This window comes from Alkaliflexus imshenetskii DSM 15055 (assembly GCF_000517065.1).
GTDB lineage: Bacteria > Bacteroidota > Bacteroidia > Bacteroidales > Marinilabiliaceae > Alkaliflexus > Alkaliflexus imshenetskii.
The window spans coordinates 3,613,696-3,634,413 of record NZ_KI912105.1 but is presented as its reverse complement, the minus strand read 5'-3'; the positions used below and the strand labels follow the sequence as shown (position 1 = coordinate 3,634,413).

The window sequence follows — 20,718 nt, the reverse complement described above, 5'->3', positions numbered from 1 at the left end:
ATCCAATTTGATTTACTTTTTGAATCAGCGAAACGATATTTTTTATTCCTTTGTGCCTCCCGATGCAGGGGAATTTTAACCGGAAAAACAGATAATTCGAAATGGGTAAAGTATTAGTTATTGGAGCCGGTGGCGTTGGCACCGTAGTGGTTCACAAAATGGCCGGACTGCCGGATGTGTTTACCGATATCATGCTGGCCAGCCGTACCAAGAGCAAGTGCGATGCAATTGCTGCACAAATAGGTGGAAACCGCATTAAGACTGCGCAAGTGGATGCCGACAATGTGCCCGAACTGGTTGAACTCATCAACAGCTATAAGCCTGACTTGGTGGTAAACGTGGCGCTTCCCTATCAGGATTTGACCATCATGGATGCGTGTTTGGAAACCGGCGTTGCCTACCTCGACACAGCCAACTACGAGCCAAAGGACGAAGCCAAGTTTGAATACAAATGGCAATGGGCCTACCAGGATCGCTTCAAGGAAGCCGGTCTAACGGCCATTCTCGGCTGCGGGTTCGACCCGGGCGTTACCAGCGTGTACACGGCCTACGCTGCCAAACACCATTTTGACGAAATTCACTATCTCGACATTGTGGACTGCAACGCAGGCGATCACGGAAAGGCTTTTGCCACCAATTTCAACCCCGAAATCAACATCCGCGAGGTAACACAAAAGGGTAAATACTGGGAAAACGGCCAGTGGGTTTATACCGAACCGCACGAAATCCACAAACCCCTCACCTATCCCGAAATTGGACCAAAAGAGTCGTACCTCATCTATCACGAAGAGCTTGAGTCGTTGGTAAAGAACTTTCCGACACTGAAACGGGCTCGTTTCTGGATGACCTTTGGGCAGGAGTACCTGACACACTTGCGCGTGATTCAAAACATTGGCATGGCAGGCATTGAGCCGGTAATGTACAATGGCGTAGAGATTGTGCCAATCCAGTTTTTGAAAGCCGTATTGCCCAATCCGGGCGATTTGGGCGAAAACTACAAAGGATGGACATCCATCGGCTGCCGAATCAAAGGCGTTAAAGACGGCAAAGAGAAAACATATTATGTATATAACAATTGCAGTCACGAGGTAGCCTTTAAAGAAACCGGCACACAGGCAGTTAGCTATACAACTGGTGTTCCGTGTATGATTGGCGCCATGATGTACCTGAAAGGCCTATGGAAAAAACCGGGTGTTTACAATGTGGAGGAGTTCAACCCCGATCCCTTTATGGACGAACTGAACAAGCACGGACTTCCGTGGGTAGAACTGCACGATGTGGATTTGGAACTCTAGTTTTGCAACGTTTTTACGTTAATACTTCACAAAGGGATTGTCTGGACGGGCAATCCCTTTGTTGTTTTTTAAAATCTATCAACAGTTAAAGGTTAAATCACCTCTGAGTGAATACTGTTACGAACAGTGCGGATAGATTTATTAATGCCAATTATAATAAGATCATCCTTGGGTGGATACCATCAACACTGTTACAGAATAATAAACTTATTGCTAATAGCCACAATTTAACACCCTCAGCCGGGCAAACATTCCATTCGTCAAAAAAATATAACCCGCCACCAATAAGAGCGTTTCAGATGTTGAAAAAAAACATAATTTGCACAGCATAAAGATAGAGAACATAATTTTTTGAATATATACAACCCTAACTATGCATAAGACCTTTACTGTATCCTTATTGTTGCTGTGGCTGTTTACGGTTCCGGCACTGGCGCAGAACGAGAAATTCAAAGCGCTTTTTCTACTCAACTTTGCCAAAAACATACGCTGGCTCGAAGCCCCGGCAAATGAACCCCTTAAAATATTAATAGTAGGTGATAAAACCATTTTTCAAGAGCTTGAAGCACTTAGCAAACATACAAGTATAGGCAACCGCCCCATAGTTGTTGAACACGCCGAAACTTTCATGCAACATTCACACGAATTGGTATATCTAAGTACCGAGAAAAGTGCTCTTTTGCCCGAGCTATTGTCATCTGAACATCTCACAAAATCACTTATTGTGACCGATACAAAGAATGGCTGCCGTGCAGGAGCCGGCATCAACTTTATCACCAATGCAGGTAAATTGTCCTACGAAATATGCCGGAAACATGTGGAGCAAAACGGTCTTCGCGTATCGAGCAGCATATTAAACTACGGTGTCCAGATTGAGTGAAATTGAGGCATTCCATACATTCCCAACAATCAGGATGAAAATCATCAACATTCAATAAATTAACTCATTACTATATTATGAAACTCAAACCCTTAATGGTGTTTCTATTACTGTGCGGAACGTTTTCTTTTGCAACAGTAGCCCAGGAAGCAAGCCATTCAGATATTGACGTGCGCTCATTGAAAAAAAGGGAAATATTATCCCTTTCGCGTGAGCAACTTGCCAACTTATCCTTCGAAGACATCATTTACATATCCGGAAAGTTTGGAATTTCCATCGATGAGCTGTTAGAGGCCTCGGTATCCGTCTCCACCAAATCGGCACTCACCCCTCGCGAGACACCCGGAATTATCTCCATCATAACCGATGAACAGATTCAAAACAGCGGCGCCAGTAACTTATACGAGCTTTTGCGTACCGTACCGGGGATCTATTTTGGTTATGATGTGGATGGCGTAATTGGCATCACCATGCGTGGCAACTGGGGTCATGAGGGAAAGGTACTATTCCTGATTGATGACATGGAACTGAACGAAGGAATGTACTCTGTGGTACCTCTTATCAAACATATTTCAGCAGAACAAATAAGCCGTATTGAAGTTATCCGTGGCCCCGGTTCGGCATTGTATGGAGGTTATGCTGAGTTGGGCGTTATCAGGGTAATCACAAAAAATGGAAACGACCTAAAGGGTACCCAAATAGGCGGTTCAGCCGCTACATTTACTCATGGCATCAGCAATACCGGCGCCCATTTCGCAACCGGCAATCTGTTTGGTCAGTCAGACTTCTCTTTGCTGGCAACCTGGAACAAAGGTCATCGAACATCTGGTGATTTCACTGATTTTAATGGCGACACCTACTCCATGCACAATGGGTGGTCAGACACGGAACAATTACAACTCAACCTCAAATATGCCCACAAGGGTTTCGACAGCAACTTGTTTTTCAGCAACTATTATATTGTACCTACCGGTTACGATGAGATGGTACCAAACCGTTTCAGAAATCTTCTGGGGCGTGTCCGTTACGCATTTCAACCAACTGATAACATAAGAATTACCCCAAGCCTATTTTACAAAACACAGACTCCCTACAACTTTAAATCGGAAAATTGGTTTTACCAACGCCATGTGAGCCAAATCAATGGTTCGGTAGATATGGTTTGGCAGATGGGAGGCGGGTTTCAGTTGCTGGGTGGAGTTGGTACACGACAAGACATTGCACGTATTGGCAAAAGTGAACAAAACCAGGTGGGAGAAGAATTTTACAACGACAAGTTCGAGCTAACCCACAACACGGTATTTCTTTATACACAGGCAAGTTATTCAGGAGCAATAGGGAACTTCTTTGGTGGCCTTAGATTTGAAGACCACTCGGTTACCGGGAGTAATATTGCACCCAGACTTGGATACACAAAGGTATTCAACCGCTTCAATCTTAAATATCTTTACAGTCATGCTTTCCGATCGCCATCCATCGAGAATATAAATGCCAATGAGGAGATTGAGCCTGAACGCACCATCGTTAACGAGTTGGAACTGGGCTATCGCCTGAGTAACAATGTATATGCCAATGTTAGCCTTTTCGACATAGTAATTAAAGATCCGATTGTCTACTCATTTGACTACGATACGGAAACGGAATTTTACCTGAATGATAACCAGGCAGGCACATCGGGGGTTGAAATGGAGGTTAAAACAGTTTTTGACCGTTGGAGTGGCGCATTCTCATACGCATACTATACAGCTGCACGTAACAATAAAACGGACTATTACAGCGTATTCATCGATGGGAATGAAAAAAAGCGCTTGTTAAAGGGTGCGCCGGCCCATATCCTTCACCTTCAGGGCACAACACACATCAATAACCGGTTCTTTGTTACCACATCATTGTCGTGGCACAGTGCTCAATATGGATTTGTAACCTCAGATGAGGAACAGGAAAAAATGAATGCCTACTTACTGGCAGATATTACATTTCGGGCAAAAAATCTGATTATCAGAAACCTTGATTTTACTCTCTCTTTCAGAAATATTTTGAATGAAACTTACGCTTACATTCAGCCGTTTGGAATGGCAAACATGGCCGAGGCGCCCTATCCGGGTGCACCCTTTGAGACCCGAATCAAAGTATTATACAGCTTCTGACACAGAACATAGCCGGGAAATAAACAATGCAAGGCCGGTTTATATCAACCATGTATTTTTTCAGTAAACCACAAACCTACATTAAGGGCTTCACTCATTGTGAAGCCCTTAATTGCTTTAGCAACCCCAATTTGTGGAAGCTCACAGAAGGCACTATTTAACCTCTCCGTTCAACGATGATTTTTGCGACACCTCATCCAAAACAGCACAACATCCAAAATAAAAAGAGAGTAAATCAACTGAAATAAAAATCAAAATATCAAAAAAGAGAGTAAAAAACTTTCAATTTGTTATTCTCAGGCATTTTTATGAACTTTGGGCATCAAAAAAAGAATTCATACATAAAACCAGGTAAAAATGAATAAAATCAGAGTTGCAGTAGTAAGTTACGGAAACATTGGAAAATTCTCGGTTGAAGCCATTCAGGCAGCCCCCGACATGGAATTGGCGGGTGTAGTTCGCCGCGCCAGTTCTGCAGGAGAGATTCCAACTGAACTCATCGGCGTAAAAGTAGTTTCTGACATTTCGGAGCTAGGGAAAGTGGATGTGGCAGTGTTGTGCTCTCCTACCCGCAGTATTCCGGAAGTTGCCAAAGCCATCATGGAAAAGGGTATATGCACCGTTGACAGCTTTGACATTCATGGCGAAGAGATGTGGAAACTGCGCACATTGCTGGGCGAAACAGGCAAAAAGCACAATTCAGCAGCCATTATCTCAGCAGGTTGGGATCCCGGTAGCGACTCTGTTATTCGGACATTAATGCTGGCAATGGCTCCCAAAGGACTGACTTACACCAATTTTGGACCCGGAATGAGCATGGGACACTCCGTGGTGGCAAAGGGTAAACCTGGCGTAAAGGATGCGCTGTCGATGACCATTCCCACAGGAACAGGTATTCACCGACGCATGGTTTATGTGGAGCTGGAGAATGGCGCCGATGCATCAAAAGTAACCGCTGAAATAAAAGCAGACAGCTACTTTTGCAATGATGAAACCCATGTGATTCCGGTTCCCTCCATCGATGTACTTAAAGACATGGGGCATGGTGTATTGATTGAGCACAAGGGCGTTTCGGGCAAAAGCCAAAACCAGCTGTTTGAGTTCAGAATGAAAATCAACAATCCTGCTCTCACCGCTCAAATACTTATCTCCTGCGCTCGTGCTGTGGTAAAGCAGCTGCCCGGAGCCTATACAATGCCCGAGATTGCTCCTATCGACTATCTGGCAGGCGACAAAGAAGCGTTGCTCAGAAAACTGGTGTAATCCATAATTCACTTAAATATCTTAAAACGCCCGGACCTCGTAATTGAGTCCGGGTGTTTCTTTTTCCTGAATTGATGAAGATAAAACTGAAACTCACAAGAAATGAATTTTAGCAGTCACTTTTATAACCAAAATCGCCAAACCTCGTACACAATACTTTAACCATTTTGAAAAGTGAAAATTGGTGATTATCTTAAAGATTACAAGATAGTCGCTAACAATATAATAATGCAGATGCTAGTTGATGCATACAAATTGCAACAACACAGGCAACCATCTGTATCACAAACACAGGCACAATCCCAACCAACTACTGAACCTCAGGTACAGTAATTGAAAACACTTATTATGTATAGAGCCGTATTAATACTTTTCCTGCTATCGGTGGTTAATACAGTATGTCCACAGGAGCACGAAAAGCAATTTATTCAAATAACGACGCAGTCGGGCCTGTCGCAAAGCCGGGTAAAAGCAATTTATCAGGATGCTTTTGGTTATATGTGGTTTGGCACAGCGGATGGATTAAACCGCTACGACGGCATCGAATTTAAGGTGTACACTGCCGGCGACACCCCCGAAGAAGGCATCATTCACTCATCTATCAACCACATTGTACCCAAAAACGACCGGCAGCTATTCATCTGCACCGACCTGGGGGTCTCGGTTTTAGACTTATGTACCGACCAGATATACCCGTTCGAGTATTTCCGTAACATGAACATTGAGTTCTGCCTTAAAGCGAAAAATGGCGCGTTTTGGTTTGGTTCACAAACCGGTCTATACAGGTATAACCCACTTGAGCAAAAAGTTGACACATTTAGAATTGAGAGTCCATCCGGGAATCAATCAATTCGTGTAATATATCAGGACTCGTCGGAGAATTTATGGATTGGCACCTATGTTGGACTGGCGCTTTATATGCCCGAAAGCAACTCATTTAAACTATATACCAATACAGGAGAGCCAGGTGCCATTCTGAGCAATGAGGTACGAACAATTACCGAGGATAGGCAGGGACGTCTCTGGGTTGGAACAGGCGGAGGTGGACTTCAAATTTTTGAAAACTATAAAGAGAAACCCGAAAAAGGGATTTTTCGCCCTGTTTTGGATGGTGCTATCAATCGATTATTGGTTGACAAGCAGGATCGTTTGTGGGTTGGCAAAAGCAGAGGAGGAGATTTAACCGTGTTGGAGCTGGCTTCGGTGGATGACCCGACAGGTTTACGATATACAACACACCAACACCTACCCCAAAACCAATGGGGATTAAGCGACAACAGCATTATAAGCCTTTTTGAAGACAGGTACGGCGACATCTGGATAGGTACCTACGCAGGAGGGGTTAGTTTCTATAGCCAGAGAAATAAACCTTTTCGAAACTACATACTTAATCCGGTTCCCGGAAAATCCATCAGTAACCACCTGATTACATGCTTTTGGGACGCAGGCAAATACCTCTGGATTGGGACAGGCGTAGGTCTGGATCGTCTTGACAAGGAAACCGGTGACATATACACCTACATGTCAAACTCAATAGATGAACATTACACCCTGTCGGGACAAGGTGTGATGTCTTTATTTATGGATAGCAAGAACAACCTATGGGTGGGAACATGGAATGGTGGCCTAAACCTTTACCTTCCATCGTCAGATACTTTCAAATCTTTTATGCCTGGCAATAAACCCGGAAGCATCAACAGTCCGCATATCATTTCTATTGTTGAAGACAAACAAGGATATTTATGGATAGCCACAAACGGCGGAGGACTAAACCGCTTTGACCCAAAAACAGAACAATTTAAAAGCTATACCCACGACCCCAATAACCCAAATAGCATCCGGCACAATTCGGTAAACCATGTTACCGTATCATCAGACAATAAAATTCTGCTAACCAATTACATTGCCTTCGAAATATTTGATCCCGAGACTGAAGTGTTCACCCATTATGTGCATGAGCCGGATAACCCCACCAGCTTGAGAAGAGGACAAACCTCGGCTGTTTTTGAAGATAGCCGGAACAACATCTGGATTGCCGGAAATATGGGATTAAACCTATTTGATAAAAAAAAGGGCACATTTAAACACTTCTCTACCAAAGATGGTTTGCCCAACAACTCAATTCAAGGTATTTTAGAAGACGACCATGAGAATCTATGGTTAACCACAAACAAGGGATTTGTCAAATTTATCAACGGTGTTAATAGGCCGCAACAACCAGAATTCAGAGTATACGATAAAGACGACGGCGTGCCATCAAATGACTTTATAATAAGGTCGGCACATAAAGGTAGCGATGGATTTTTCAATCTCGGCACATCAAGAGGTTTCACGCGATTCCATCCGGATAATATAAAAGATAACGATGTGCCGCCATCTGTAGTCATCTCTGATTTCAGACTGATAGGCAGCAGCGGAAACAACTCCATTCCCGTTCTTAAATCAATGAACATCAACAACATTGAAAACATAAAGTTAAATTACAAGCAAAACAATTTCAGAATTCACTTTACAGCTATTAATTACATAAATCCAAAAAAGAACCGCTACAAATTCATGCTTAAAGGACATGAATCTGACTGGCGCGAATTAAACGAAGCCCGCTTTGCCACCTATACAAATTTAAATCCGGGTGTATATACATTTTTAGTGAAAGGAAGCAACAACGATGGCGTTTGGAGCAATGAGCCTAAGGAGTTCATTATTACCATAGTGCCCCCCTGGTGGCAAACCACTCTTTTTCGTGTTGCCCTTTACCTTACACTAATACTCTTAACCTATCTGGCTATTCAGCAACGATTTAAAATAATTAAACAGCGCAACGAAGAGCTGGAAAAAAAGGTTGACGAACGAACCCGGGAATTGTCAGAAGCCAATACCCTTTTGGAAGAGACCCAGGAGGAAATAACCTGTCAGAATCATGAATTACAAAGGCATCGCACCCATCTGGAAGAGTTGGTGTGGGAGCGTACCAAGGAGCTGGAAAAAGCCAAAGTACAGGCAGAAAACTCAGACCGCCTGAAATCGGCATTTCTGGCCAACCTGAGTCATGAACTGCGAACCCCGATGAATGCAATTGTAGGTTTCTCAAACCTGCTTTGTCAACCCGATGTGGACAACACAGAACGAGAGACATATACCACATTCATCAATTCAAATACCAACACCCTGCTCACACTTATTAATGACATACTTGATGTTTCACTTATTGAAACCGACCAATTCAAGCTTTATAATCAAGAATTTCATATAAAGAACCTGTTTGAAGAACTTGAGATGTCATTTAATATGCAGAATAAAAAACATATTGAAATAAAGGCTTTTCATGACATGCAAAACCCCGATTTAGTGCTATACAACGATCAGGTTCGTATCAAACAAGTTGTATCCAACCTGATTTCCAATGCCATTAAATTCACCGAAAAAGGCCATGTTCATTTTAAGTGGAAAAAAACAGGTAATGAGGTGAAAATAGTGGTTGAAGATAGCGGCATAGGCATTCAACCAAAAGATTTACCACACATTTTCAAAGCCTTTTACAAAGCAGAAAACGACATCTCCAAACTATACAGGGGTACAGGACTAGGGCTCTCATTAAGTAAAAAAATTATTGGGCAAATGAGCGGAACCATTGAGGTATCATCGGAACCGGGCAAAGGGACCAAATTTTCGGTAACCATACCCATTATAAATGTCAACACACCAGAGGAGTAAAGAATTTAGTTAAATAAAACTGCAAAAAAGCCGGAACCACCAATCAGGTAGTTCCGGCTTTGTATTTGATATATATACAGATAAACAACATAAATCGCTTTTCTACAAGATAAGATAAAAACAAAGTGCCAATTACACCTAAAACACTGATTATTTGTAAATTATCCTAACAGAGAAAATGTGAGAATAATAAAAATGAATAAATTAATTAAAGTTGGTGATTTCAATTAATACTTTTTTCTATCATCTTTGCAGGTAGAGGGTATTCCACCGGCTTCAGACCCATTTTTTTTCAAAAACAAATGAACACGTTACTGGCAATAGGAGTATTTCAAGGCGTTTTTTTGGCACTGCTGTTATTTGCCAAGAAGCGAAAAAGTGCTGCCGACTACTTGCTGGCCTTGTTTTGTCTGCTTACATCTCTTACCACTTTCATAAGTCTGATGGAAATCTATAATCGGCAAAATGGTTATCCCTATCCAATGTTTCTGCATCTTTCGGCTCCATTTCTGTTTTTACATGGCCCCACAGTTTGGTTGTATATTTTATCGCTCACCACTCAGAATTTCAAGCTCAGAACCAACCATCTGATTCATTTGTTGCCATTTGTGCTGATATTTGGACTTTTTATAGTCGGGATTTTGTCGCAACCGGCAGAAGCACGAATAGAGATGGATGTTCACCAGTCGTTTAAAAACAACTGGATGTATCCATTTACTGTTGCAGGCGTTTTTATCTCTTCACATGCATATCTAATTTCAGGGTTGTGGCTCCTCAGGCGTTACCGAAAGCGCATAAAACAATACTTCTCGAATGTAGAACCCATCAACCTGAATTGGCTTCATTTTCTGATTTACACGGCCATTGTGGCTTATGGAATTAACAGCCTTACGTATATTATCGACTACTTTCATGGCTTAATGCCTTATGGCACCATGCAGTTGCTGGCCTACATCATTGGAACCATCTTTATCTTGATGCTTGGCTTTTTTGGTCTCATGCATGAAAACATCTTTACCTCGAGCAGCAAACCTCGTATCGACCTTGAAAAATCTGATACCATTCGATTTGATGATGCTCTGGTCTCCGATAGCGAAGAGGCTTTTATCCACTCGCTGCTGCACTATATGAAAACAGCCAAACCGCACCTCAACCCGGAGCTTACCATCGCCATTCTGAGTGAAGAGCTAAAGGTGACGCCGGAGTATATGAGCAGCATTCTCAACGGTAGGCTAAACATGAACTTCTTCGACTTTGTGAACCACCATCGCATTAACGAGTTTAAGGAGCGCTGCAAAGTACCGGGCAGCAACAATTATACCCTTATGGGGCTGGCTATGGAGTGTGGTTTTAACTCAAAAGCAACTTTTAACCGGGTATTTAAGAATAGCACCAAACTCACACCTGGTGAATACGTTAAGGAAGTCTCAAAAAACTGAGACATCTTTTCATCGCTCTTTTCAGAAAGTAAGACCTCTTTTTACAACAGTGAGACTCCTGACAATTGCAGGGTATGTTTATTTGCATCAAAAAAAATGAATGCAATGAAAACTGCAATTATCTACACATCTAATCACGGAACCACCGAAAGTGTGGCTCAGTGCATTGCCAATGCGCTTCATGACACGGAAGTGTCGCTTTTCAACCTCAAAAAAGATAAAGTTCAAAATCTTGAAACATTTGAGCAAATCATCATTGGAGGATCAATCCATGCCGGAAATATCCAGAGCAGGATGAAGAAGTTTATGGCCTCACAAATGGTGACATTGCTAGAAAAGCGTATTGGTTTGTTTCTCTGCTGTATGGATGAAAAACATGCTGAAAGCCAATTCAACAATGCCTTTCCGCAACTATTAAGAAATCATGCCATTGCAACAGTATGTCCGGGAGGTGAATTTAACTTCAACAGGATGAATTTTATTGAGAAGGCCATCGTGAAGAGAGTCTCAGGCATTGACCATTCCCTATCCACAATAAGCCAACAAAAAATTGATGCATTTATTGACCGTATGCTTCAAGCCAATGGCGCTTAACTACATAGCTATCAGCATTCGACAACAAAAAATTGATTACCAAACGCTAAAACAAAACACAATGAGAATTCCAAATGTATATATCTGTATGCCTAATTTCATGATTCTGTATTGCCTTACAGCTCTGTTGGTTATTGCAGCCTGTCGCCCTACGCTGGTTTACCATTCCGAGATTGAAACGCACCAACTTAAAGATGGTGTGTATGAAGGTTACTTTAAACACATCAACAGCGCCAGCGTTGAAGTAATAATATCGGAAAATCAAATTACGGCCATAAACATTCTAACGCTTGAAGCCTCGCCCATAGGCCTAAAGGCACGCGACTCTATACCAGCACGCATTGTAAAATTGCAGACACCCTATGTGGATGCAGTAAGTGGTGCCACCTCGGCAAGCAATACCATCATCAATGCAACAGTTGATGCCCTTCGAAAAGCACTATACTGATACCTTAAAAAATCCATTACATTAATATATACCAAAATCGACGCAAATTTGGGATGGTAGTTTCCAAAGCAGAATAATTAACCATTTTTCACGCCGATTGCTGACAAATATCCATGAATTAACTTCTCATTTTATATACTTTTGCTGTTGAGGGTGTTGGTGTATCTCACCAATGCCATTTCAACCTGATTAAACTAAATAAAAACCTTTACTTAAAATGAAGAACAAAACCACTTTGTATCAAATTCCTCTGGTATTACTAACAGCAGCCATGTTATTTTCCTGCCAGGTAAATAACAGTAAATCTGTACTCAACACCTCCAACATGGATACAACCGTAAACCCTGCTGACGATTTCTACCTTTATGTAAATGGCGGATGGCTCATCAACAACCCCATTCCCGACGATTATAGCCGTTACGGCGCTTTTGAGCAACTTAACGAAGAAAATGAGCAGAAACTTTTTGACCTGCTTACGGCCATCCGCAACGATCAAAATGCGGCTCCCGGCAGCAATCGTCAAAAAATACGCGATTTCTATAATAGCGCCATGGACACAGTACGCCTGCAAGACGAAGGCATCAGCTCCATTGGGCCGTTGCTTGGGAAAATTGATGCCATTGGTTCAAAGGATGAACTCACACGTACCATTGCCGAACTTCATCATAGTGGCATCCGCGCGCTTTTTGGAATGGGTGCCGGACAGGATCGCAAAAACACCGAAATGATAATTGCCTCGGTGGGACAAGGTGGATTGGGCATGTCAGATCGCGATTATTACCTGAAGAATGACGCCAGAAGCACAGAAATCCGCGATAACTACAAATTATTTATCCACAAACTCTTCTCATTGGCCGGAGCCTCAGAATCAGAAGCCAACGCTGCTGTTGCCTCCGTAATGCAAATTGAAACGGCTCTGGCCGAAGCATCAATGGACAGGCTGACCTTGCGCGACCCCTATGCCACGTACAACAAAATGAGTGTGGAGGAACTCCGTAAACTGGCGCCTGCAATTGATTGGAACAGCTATTTGGACACTCGTGGCGTAAGCATCGAAGATTTGAACGTATCACAACCAAATTTCTTCAGCAATGCATCTGAAATGGTGCAGAATGTCTCTATCAGCGATTGGAAATCCTATCTGAAATGGAACGTTCTCAATAGCGCTGCGGCCTTTTTGTCTCCAGAATTTGAAGAGGCCAATTTTACCTTTTATGGTACTGTGATGACTGGAAGCCAGGTGCAACGCGACCGCTGGAAAAGGGCTCTGGCAGTTCTCAACGGCAGTATGGGCGAAGCCGTAGGGCAAGAATACGTGGCGCTACATTTTCCACCACAGGCCAAAGAACGAATGATTGACCTTGTGGAGCATTTACGCACTGGTTTTCATCAGCGCATAGCTCAACTGGATTGGATGAGCGATGAGACTAAAGAAGAAGCCTATGGCAAATTGGCGGCTATGAATGTAAAAATTGGCTATCCCGACAAATGGGTAGACTACTCAGAACTTGAGATAAAAGACCAACCTTACTTCCTGAACGTACTAGCTGCCAGAACATTCAACATCCGTCGCAACCTGGAAGAGATTGGCGGACCTGTGGATCGCGAAAAGTGGTTTATGAGCCCCCAAACGGTAAATGCTTATTACAGCCCTACCATGAACGAAATAGTGTTTCCGGCTGCCATCCTTCAGCCCCCATTCTTCTATCTGGATGGTGACGACGCCATGAACTATGGTGCCATCGGTATGGTTATAGGTCATGAGATGACGCATGGATTTGACGACAAAGGCCGCCAATATGCTTTGGATGGAAACCTTCGCGACTGGTGGACACTCGATGACAGCCAGCGATTTGATGAAAGAGCTCAGGTTTTGGTAGAGCAGTACAACAATTATGTGATGTTGGATTCATTAACCATCAATGGCAAACTAAGTCTGGGTGAGAACATTGCTGACCTTGGCGGAATGAACATAGCCTATGAGGCGTTGCAAAACAAATTGAATGAAGATGGACGCCCCGGACTCATCGATGGTTTTACACCCGAACAGCGTTTCTTCATTTCCTATGCTCAGGTGTGGCGTAACCACATGCGCGAACAACGTCTTCGCCAGCAACTTAATGAAGGGCCACACTCACCCGGCGAAGCACGTGTAAACGGCATCGTTTATAATATGGAGGAGTTTTACAAAGCATTTGGCATTAACGAAACAGGACAGCGCTTCATACCTGCCGAAAGCAGAGCAAAAATCTGGTAACAGAGATTGCCTGCCTGATAAAACAATTAGGTGGAGAGAGGAGTCATAAAGGATAAAAAGTTATTACAACTTGATGCCCGACTCATCTGTCCACCTAATTTTATTTCCCTCCCTACATAACTGAAGTTAATCAACCCACGCTGGTTAAACGGACATGTTTTACTAAACCTGCATCGGCACCTCCATCAGCAAAACTTCTGAATCGGCAGAATCAGAAACAATGTCGATTGAACTGGCATCCCACACGCCAAATCCATCGCGCTGGTGAAGTTCAGTGCCATCAACAGTTACGTCGCCACTTAACACAAAAACATAAAGTCCGTTGCCAGGTTTTTGGAAATCATAACGTAACGAAAAACCTTTATCAAATCGTCCCAAATGAAACCATGCATCCTGATGAATCCAAACCCCATCATCGTCAGGAGATGGAGAAACAATCTGCTGCAATCGGTTGTGCCGCTCCTTTAAATCAAGCGTAATCTGATCGTATCGTGGTGTTACATTCTTCTTATTAGGAAAAACCCAAATCTGCAAAAACTTACCCGGAGCATCCTCATTCTTATTGTATTCGCTATGCGTAATACCCGAACCGGCACTCATCACCTGCACATCGCCATGTCGAATCACGGCCACATTGCCCATGCTGTCCCGGTGCTCCAGATCGCCTTCCAAGGGAATTGAGATAATCTCCATATTGTCGTGCGGATGCGTGCCAAAACCCATGCCTGGTGCAATGTAATCATCATTGAGAACCCGCAACACACCAAAATGGATGCGCTCTGGGTTGTAATAATTGGCAAAGCTGAATGTATGACGGCTATGCAACCAACCATGATTTGCTTCACCTCTGCTATCGGCTGTATGTAATACGGTCTTTTTCATCTGTTTATATTTTGTTTTTCAGTTGCCTGAGCGTGTCCCGATATATCGGGATGGAACTCGCCAATAATCATGCGCCTGTGTGTCGAAGCGTTCGACATGGCTCGTTTCATATCTTAACTCTCTCTATTTGATGAAATATAACTACAACACCATTTGCAAATCTGTTTTGGATTTGTGGAACGTAGGTTATGTCTCGATAAAAAAATATGCTTTGGGCCATTCACCTGAAAACACTCCCCTCATCAAACCAGATCAACACAGAGTCATCAGGTGAATTTACGCCCAAAGCAAAACCTATTGAAATAATAAACTTTTTATGTGGAGATATGGTGTTGTAATCAAGCGGTTAACATTGTTGGCTTACAATGCAGCTCAACTCTTAACCAACTGAATCTCTGCGCTTAATTTTACCTCATCGCCAACCAGCACACCGCCGGTTTCGAGGGCAGCATTCCAATTCAGACCCCACTCCTTCCGGTTAATCTTGCCTGAAACCGAGAATCCTGCTTTCTCATTTCCCCATGGATCCTTGTTGATACCACCAAATTCAACATCAAGCTCAACTTCCTTGCTCACCCCTTTAATGGTTAAAACACCCTTCAACTTAAAATCTTCATCGTCTTCCTGCTTAAACGAAGTGCTTTCAAACACCAGTTCAGCATGGTTGTCAACATCAAAGAAATCAGCACTTTTCAGGTGATTGTCTCGATCCTCATTATTGGTAAAAATTGAACTTGCATCAATTACAACTTTGGTTGCACCAACCGAGAAATCGCTTCCAACCGACTCGGTCTCTACTTTGAAATTGCGGAATTCACCTTTCACATTGGTTATCATAAGGTGTTTAACTTTAAAAAGAATCTCGCTGTGTGATGGGTCCGAAACCCACTTAACTTTACTTGTTCCCATGATTCTTCTATTTAGTTGTTATTAATTACTTGACGATAGATTGTTTTTTCGGATGTTTTTGTCTTAAATTATCACATAAAAAAAATCCGTATCATCTGTCTGATTTTAAATAAACTCATGGTACAAAGATATAGGGTTAAAAGAGGCAGTGGGTAATGGTTTTCGGAAAGAGTGTTGTGTTTTTAGGAAAGCATCTTGCGCATCTGCTTGCGGAACGATGTAGGCGTTTGGCCACTTGTCTTTTTAAAAACGGTTGTAAAGCATGATTTTTCGTTGTATCCCAAATCAAAACCTATTTCACCCACAGTTTTATCTGTGTTCACAAGTAAAATTTTGCCTTCGGCCATTCTGCGCTCTTCTATTAATTCTGAAACGCTACGATTAACCATACCGTGGCAAATGTTGTTGAGATTACGGGCAGTCATCCCCAACTCACTGGCGTAAAACTCAACACCGGGCTGGTTTCGAAAATTCATCTCGAGTAAATCCAGGAACTTGCTAAAAGTAGTGCTTCTGCTGTTGCCTCCCATCCCACTCAGCTGTTCTATGCTATCACGCGCCGCCTCAATCATCGAAAACAACGCACGCAACAGATCCTGCACCACCCGCATGTTTGTAGAAAGCGCGTTCATCTCTTCATCCATCATTTCGCAAAGCGCGACCATCCTTCGAAAAGCACTGTCGTTGTTAAGTTTCAGATCTGGTGCCACAGGATAATAAGATTGCAATTTGAAGGCACAGTCAGGTAAAAACCCGGGCTGGAAACGAATGACCCATATAAAGCATTTGTCATTCTTTAATATTGGCCTGATTCGATGCAACTTACCCGCAGAAACAAAGCTTATGTAAGGCGCATCGTAAACTACCGTACGAAAATCGATAAAGTGCTCCAAACCACCCTCAACACCAATCAGGAGTTCCTCAAATTCATGCCTGTTTGCTTCGGCACCCTCATCAAAAGTGTCAATTACTTTGGCTGAATCAATGGAATGTATCGAAAACTGATGGTTCATAAGATGTTTCAAATATTGCTTAAAGATAGAATTAATTGCGGCAACATGATTTATCGCTTCATTGGCCCAATGTATCGGGTGGCAATTACAATATTATCAACATACCGTTTCATTGTGTGCGGAAATTGCTCTGTGGTTCGGTGCAGATTTAAATGTACTGTCTCGGGCGTTAGTGATTCAATATCTCTGAAACGCATATTTACTGCTCGCGACTGAAGCACACCGTTAATCCAAAATCTCGCCTCCCCGTCACTTTTACCCGGCGTATTCAGATAAAGGCCTATTTCGTAACAGTACCACTCATCAAACTTAATATAAAAGTATGGATCACTGTATATTGAAAAACGATACGAAGGCACCGAGCCAAAGTCGGTGAGTTTTATGGTTCCAACAGCGGCTTCAGCTCTGGCAGCATCGGGGCAATAGCTGTACATGTGCCCAAACCAGAGATAACCATTGTTGGCCTCCTTCTTAACCGAAGGGCCCCATCCAGTAAACTGACAAGATACCGAATACCAGTTGGTGCCATCACTTGGTCCCGATGACGAGCTCTCATTATAGATGCCAAATCCCTTTACACCAACAGGTTCCATACCCGAACCCGGATGAAAACTGCTGTCGAATCGAAAATACATGCGTACAAAATAGGTGGGCTGACTGCCAGTGTGTGCTGATGCTGGAATATTGTAACGACACGTAGGGCCTTGAAATCCTTGAGGCCAGGCATGTTCTCCGGCGTATTTACCAGAAAATACCGGCCGCTCAACTACTCCCACGTTATCCCGATAGCGGTTTTGTTGTGTGGGTATGGTTACACGACCCGACTCAAAATTCTCAACTGCAAGCACGTACGAGCTGTTCTCAATGCCATTGTCGCCGGGATAATCGGCTGCCAATCCAGAATTCACACCCTTTTCCAGACCAATCTGAAAAAAATCGGGCTGCTCTATATCTGTGTCATTGCTGCTGCAACCAAACAACACAGACATCCCCAAAAACAAAACAAACAATCTGACTGTCATAATATTACAATTTTATCTGACAACATCAGACAACAATCCTGCCAAAAAAAAATCTGCGTGGTTGTTTACGGGCTTCTATTCGGCCGTTTGAATCAGGTCATCGATGGCATCAACCCATTCGTCATTGGTATTTAAACAGGGAATAACAGTGTATGACGCTCCACCTGCTTTAATAAAGGTTTCACGCCCCTCTTCGTGTATCTCTTCAAGTGTTTCTAGGCAGTCACTTACAAAAGCCGGACAAACTACCACGAGCTTCTTGACGCCATCCTTTGGCAATTGAGCCAACACATTTGCAGTAGAAGGCCCCAGCCATTGGTCGGTTCCTAACCGTGATTGAAAGGAGATGCTGTACCTTTGCTCCGAAAGCCCCACCAAATTGGCCACCAACCGTGTGGTCTCCTTCACTTGATGACGGTAGCACTTTTTGTGCGCCGGAGAAGCCGTTTCGCAACAGTTGTGCGTTTTAAGGCAATGATTTCCTGTAACATCGGCTTTAAAAATATGTCGTTCGGGCACTCCATGGTAGCTAAACAGCAAATGGTCGAAATCACTGTTTAAAAATGGTCGTATTGACTCAGCCAGTGCTTTGATATATCGCTCATCGTTAAAATACGGCGGCACTACTTTTAACTGAAAACCATAACCTCCACGCTTATGTGTAGATAGAACATGTTCAACAGCCGTCTCATAACTACTCATGGCATAGTGCGGATAGAGCGGAACCAGTATCACTTCAGTGACATCGGGATGCTCCAGCGCTATTCTCTGAAATGCCGCTTTTGGAGTAGGATTGGCATAACGCATACAGATATATACCGGAAGCCCGGTTTTATGGGCCACCTTTACGGCTAAATCGTTGGTAATAACAATCAGAGGAGAGCCTTCCTCTGTCCAGATGGTTTTGTACTTTGCGGCGCTTCGTGGGGCTCTGAATGGCACTATTATACCCTTCACGAGCAACATACGTCCCAGATAGGGCAAATCAATTACGCGCTCATCCATCAGAAACTCATTCAAATATTTTCTGACATCCTTTACAGCGGTAGAATCAGGGGAACCAAGATTGGTTAGTAGTATTACTTTTTTTGACATGTATGCAATTGGTTATAGTAACTTAAACCTCATTATTTATCTGCAAATAATCATCAATTTACGAAATAATCTCCAAATTATTGTGGGTAAAAACCATGCGATAAAAGCGAACATCTACAAATATGGTAGTTATAACTTAAAAGAGAAGACCAGTACATCACAATTAATTTGCCAACTACACCCAATCCACAGGCGCTTTCAACACATTAAGCAATCGTTCTTCGGGGCTTCCGGGTTGCGGATGGTGATCATACTCCCATCTAACTGTTGCCGGCAGACTCATCAAAATTGATTCTACCCGGCCATTGGTCTTCAATCCAAACAGTGTGCCCTTATCATGCAGCAAATTGAACTCCACATACCTGCCCCGGCGAATCTCCTGCCATCGTTTCTGCTCATCGGTAAAAATGGTGGGTTTACGTTGCATCACCAACGGCAGATAGGCAGGAATAAAAACATCGCCCAAGGCAGTTGCCACATCAAAACCTCTGTCATCGGCATCATTCATCCGGTCAAAAAACAAACCGCCAATTCCTCTGGCCTCTCCTCGGTGATGGTTGAAAAAATAGGCATCACAGGCTCTTTTTAATTGAGAATAGAGCTCAGGCGAAAACCTATCGCAAACTGACTTATGCAAACTGTGAAAGTGCACGGCATCCTCATCAAAAAGATAGTAGGGCGTAAGATCCGCTCCGCCACCAAACCACAAATCAACCACATCACCGCTGTCATCGTAAAGCTCAAAATATCTGTAATTGGCATGAACAGTGGGCACAAACGGATTAAAAGGATGTATCACCAAAGAGATGCCACATGCAAAGAATCGCTGATGATTGGTTTTGAGATAAGCCTGCATGGAAGGCGGCAACTCACCATGCACAGCAGATGTGTTTACACCAGCTTTCTCAAATACCTTTCCCTCTGTAAGGATGCGTGTACGCCCACCGCCACCACCGGGTCTGTGCCATTGATCTTCCCTGAACAAGGCTTTTCCATCCTCATCTTCCAATGCTTTACAAATGTTATTCTGCAAATCTCCAATAAACGCCAAAAACTCGGTTTTCCTGCTATTCATCTATACAACACATTAAAGTTGAAAACATGCAGATAAAACCATTTTGGCATCAAGTTGTTTACCCATTAGAAACAACAAAAACCAAAAAGTTATGTCATTTACAATCGAAATAGGAAAGAAAGCGCCGGATTTTACGCTTCCGGCAACCGACGGCAAAAATTATTCGCTCAACAATTTCAGCGATGCGAAATGGCTTGTAATCTTCTTTACATGCAACCATTGTCCATATGTTGTGGGCTCAGATGAAGTCACGCGCAGCACCGCTTTGAAATATTCAGACAAAAGTGTGAAATTTGTTGGAATAAACTCAAACAGCCGAAACACTTACGAAGAGGATAGTTTCCCAAACATGGTTAAGCGCATGGATGAGTTTAAATTCCCTTGGATTTATCTGCACGATGAAAGTCAGGAAGTGGCATTGAAGTATGGTGCGCTGCGTACGCCACATTTTTTTGTTTTCAATAATGAAAGAGAGCTGGTTTACACAGGGCGTGGAGTGGACTCTCCCCGTGACACATCAAGAATGACTGAAAACACTTTAGACAATGTGCTTGAGGCACTCACATCGGGTCAGGAACCTCCGCTTACAATGACAAACCCCATTGGGTGTAACGTAAAATGGGATGGTAAAGATGCACACTGGATGCCAGCCGATGCCTGCGATCTTATATAACGAATTAACTGC

General features: G+C 43.0%; 16 protein-coding genes. 10 read left to right on the top strand and 6 right to left on the bottom strand.

What is annotated here, in order from left to right; translation table 11 throughout:
- The first annotated feature begins 101 nt into the window (after positions 1-101).
- The 9 genes from ALKIM_RS0115035 to ALKIM_RS0114995 all read left to right on the top strand — a co-directional run bounded on the left by ALKIM_RS0115035 (position 102) and on the right by ALKIM_RS0114995 (position 14,037).
- The gene (locus ALKIM_RS0115035; RefSeq protein ID WP_026475362.1) at positions 102-1,295 is read left to right on the top strand and encodes a saccharopine dehydrogenase family protein; all 1,194 of its coding nucleotides are present in this window, start codon (positions 102-104) and stop codon (positions 1,293-1,295) included.
- Between the two features lie 373 nt (positions 1,296-1,668).
- Complete coding sequence (locus ALKIM_RS0115030; RefSeq protein ID WP_026475361.1) at positions 1,669-2,175, top strand: YfiR family protein; 507 nt, start codon at positions 1,669-1,671, stop codon at positions 2,173-2,175.
- Between the two features lie 77 nt (positions 2,176-2,252).
- On the top strand, positions 2,253-4,322 hold the full coding sequence (locus tag ALKIM_RS0115025) for a TonB-dependent receptor plug domain-containing protein (protein ID WP_026475360.1): 2,070 nt from the start codon (positions 2,253-2,255) through the stop codon (positions 4,320-4,322).
- 357 nt (positions 4,323-4,679) lie between these two features.
- On the top strand, positions 4,680-5,585 hold the full coding sequence (locus ALKIM_RS0115020) for a diaminopimelate dehydrogenase (RefSeq protein ID WP_026475359.1): 906 nt from the start codon (positions 4,680-4,682) through the stop codon (positions 5,583-5,585).
- A 348-nt stretch (positions 5,586-5,933) separates the two neighbouring features.
- Positions 5,934-9,299, top strand: a complete 3,366-nt coding sequence (locus tag ALKIM_RS0115015; RefSeq protein ID WP_026475358.1) for a sensor histidine kinase — start codon at positions 5,934-5,936, stop codon at positions 9,297-9,299.
- Positions 9,300-9,601: 302 nt separating this feature from the next.
- Complete coding sequence (locus ALKIM_RS0115010) at positions 9,602-10,738, top strand: helix-turn-helix domain-containing protein (RefSeq protein WP_026475357.1); 1,137 nt, start codon at positions 9,602-9,604, stop codon at positions 10,736-10,738.
- Positions 10,739-10,843: 105 nt separating this feature from the next.
- On the top strand, positions 10,844-11,332 hold the full coding sequence (locus ALKIM_RS0115005) for a flavodoxin domain-containing protein (RefSeq protein ID WP_026475356.1): 489 nt from the start codon (positions 10,844-10,846) through the stop codon (positions 11,330-11,332).
- A 61-nt stretch (positions 11,333-11,393) separates the two neighbouring features.
- Entirely contained in the window at positions 11,394-11,780 is a 387-nt protein-coding gene (locus tag ALKIM_RS19430; RefSeq protein WP_162148828.1) for an FMN-binding protein, read from the top strand.
- 217 nt (positions 11,781-11,997) lie between these two features.
- A complete protein-coding gene (locus ALKIM_RS0114995; protein WP_026475355.1) occupies positions 11,998-14,037 on the top strand; it encodes a M13 family metallopeptidase in 2,040 nt (679 codons plus the stop codon).
- Positions 14,038-14,199: 162 nt separating this feature from the next.
- Here ALKIM_RS0114995 and ALKIM_RS0114990 read toward each other — a convergent pair whose 3' ends face one another.
- From ALKIM_RS0114990 to hemF, 6 genes are all read right to left on the bottom strand, one after another.
- Positions 14,200-14,919 (bottom strand): pirin family protein, encoded by a 720-nt coding sequence (locus tag ALKIM_RS0114990; protein WP_026475354.1) that lies wholly within the window; start codon positions 14,917-14,919, stop codon positions 14,200-14,202.
- Positions 14,920-15,291: 372 nt separating this feature from the next.
- Complete coding sequence (locus ALKIM_RS0114980; protein WP_044118000.1) at positions 15,292-15,828, bottom strand: YceI family protein; 537 nt, start codon at positions 15,826-15,828, stop codon at positions 15,292-15,294.
- A 182-nt stretch (positions 15,829-16,010) separates the two neighbouring features.
- Positions 16,011-16,841 (bottom strand): helix-turn-helix domain-containing protein, encoded by an 831-nt coding sequence (locus tag ALKIM_RS0114975; protein WP_026475352.1) that lies wholly within the window; start codon positions 16,839-16,841, stop codon positions 16,011-16,013.
- Positions 16,842-16,891: 50 nt separating this feature from the next.
- Entirely contained in the window at positions 16,892-17,863 is a 972-nt protein-coding gene (locus ALKIM_RS0114970; RefSeq protein ID WP_026475351.1) for a hypothetical protein, read from the bottom strand.
- Between the two features lie 75 nt (positions 17,864-17,938).
- On the bottom strand, positions 17,939-18,958 hold the full coding sequence (hemH, locus tag ALKIM_RS0114965) for a ferrochelatase (RefSeq protein WP_026475350.1): 1,020 nt from the start codon (positions 18,956-18,958) through the stop codon (positions 17,939-17,941).
- 175 nt (positions 18,959-19,133) lie between these two features.
- Positions 19,134-20,033 carry an oxygen-dependent coproporphyrinogen oxidase gene (gene hemF / locus ALKIM_RS0114960; RefSeq protein ID WP_026475349.1) on the bottom strand — a complete coding sequence of 300 codons (900 nt, stop codon included), beginning with the start codon at positions 20,031-20,033 and terminating at the stop codon, positions 19,134-19,136.
- A 91-nt stretch (positions 20,034-20,124) separates the two neighbouring features.
- Between hemF and ALKIM_RS0114955 the strand changes: the two genes are divergently transcribed.
- Entirely contained in the window at positions 20,125-20,706 is a 582-nt protein-coding gene (locus ALKIM_RS0114955; RefSeq protein WP_026475348.1) for a thioredoxin family protein, read from the top strand.
- Positions 20,707-20,718 lie beyond the last annotated feature (12 nt).

Excerpts from the sequence above, each read along its gene's own strand:
- ALKIM_RS0115035 (WP_026475362.1), top strand. The coding sequence starts at position 102 with ATGGGTAAAGTATTAGTTATTGGAGCCGGTGGCGTTGGCACCGTAGTG.
- ALKIM_RS0115030 (WP_026475361.1), top strand. The coding sequence starts at position 1,669 with ATGCATAAGACCTTTACTGTATCCTTATTGTTGCTGTGGCTGTTTACG.
- ALKIM_RS0115025 (WP_026475360.1), top strand. The coding sequence starts at position 2,253 with ATGAAACTCAAACCCTTAATGGTGTTTCTATTACTGTGCGGAACGTTT.
- ALKIM_RS0115020 (WP_026475359.1), top strand. The coding sequence starts at position 4,680 with ATGAATAAAATCAGAGTTGCAGTAGTAAGTTACGGAAACATTGGAAAA.
- ALKIM_RS0115015 (WP_026475358.1), top strand. The coding sequence starts at position 5,934 with ATGTATAGAGCCGTATTAATACTTTTCCTGCTATCGGTGGTTAATACA.
- ALKIM_RS0115010 (WP_026475357.1), top strand. The coding sequence starts at position 9,602 with ATGAACACGTTACTGGCAATAGGAGTATTTCAAGGCGTTTTTTTGGCA.
- ALKIM_RS0115005 (WP_026475356.1), top strand. The coding sequence starts at position 10,844 with ATGAAAACTGCAATTATCTACACATCTAATCACGGAACCACCGAAAGT.
- ALKIM_RS19430 (WP_162148828.1), top strand. The coding sequence starts at position 11,394 with ATGAGAATTCCAAATGTATATATCTGTATGCCTAATTTCATGATTCTG.
- ALKIM_RS0114995 (WP_026475355.1), top strand. The coding sequence starts at position 11,998 with ATGAAGAACAAAACCACTTTGTATCAAATTCCTCTGGTATTACTAACA.
- ALKIM_RS0114990 (WP_026475354.1), bottom strand. The coding sequence starts at position 14,919 with ATGAAAAAGACCGTATTACATACAGCCGATAGCAGAGGTGAAGCAAAT.
- ALKIM_RS0114980 (WP_044118000.1), bottom strand. The coding sequence starts at position 15,828 with ATGGGAACAAGTAAAGTTAAGTGGGTTTCGGACCCATCACACAGCGAG.
- ALKIM_RS0114975 (WP_026475352.1), bottom strand. The coding sequence starts at position 16,841 with ATGAACCATCAGTTTTCGATACATTCCATTGATTCAGCCAAAGTAATT.
- ALKIM_RS0114970 (WP_026475351.1), bottom strand. The coding sequence starts at position 17,863 with ATGACAGTCAGATTGTTTGTTTTGTTTTTGGGGATGTCTGTGTTGTTT.
- hemH (WP_026475350.1), bottom strand. The coding sequence starts at position 18,958 with ATGTCAAAAAAAGTAATACTACTAACCAATCTTGGTTCCCCTGATTCT.
- hemF (WP_026475349.1), bottom strand. The coding sequence starts at position 20,033 with ATGAATAGCAGGAAAACCGAGTTTTTGGCGTTTATTGGAGATTTGCAG.
- ALKIM_RS0114955 (WP_026475348.1), top strand. The coding sequence starts at position 20,125 with ATGTCATTTACAATCGAAATAGGAAAGAAAGCGCCGGATTTTACGCTT.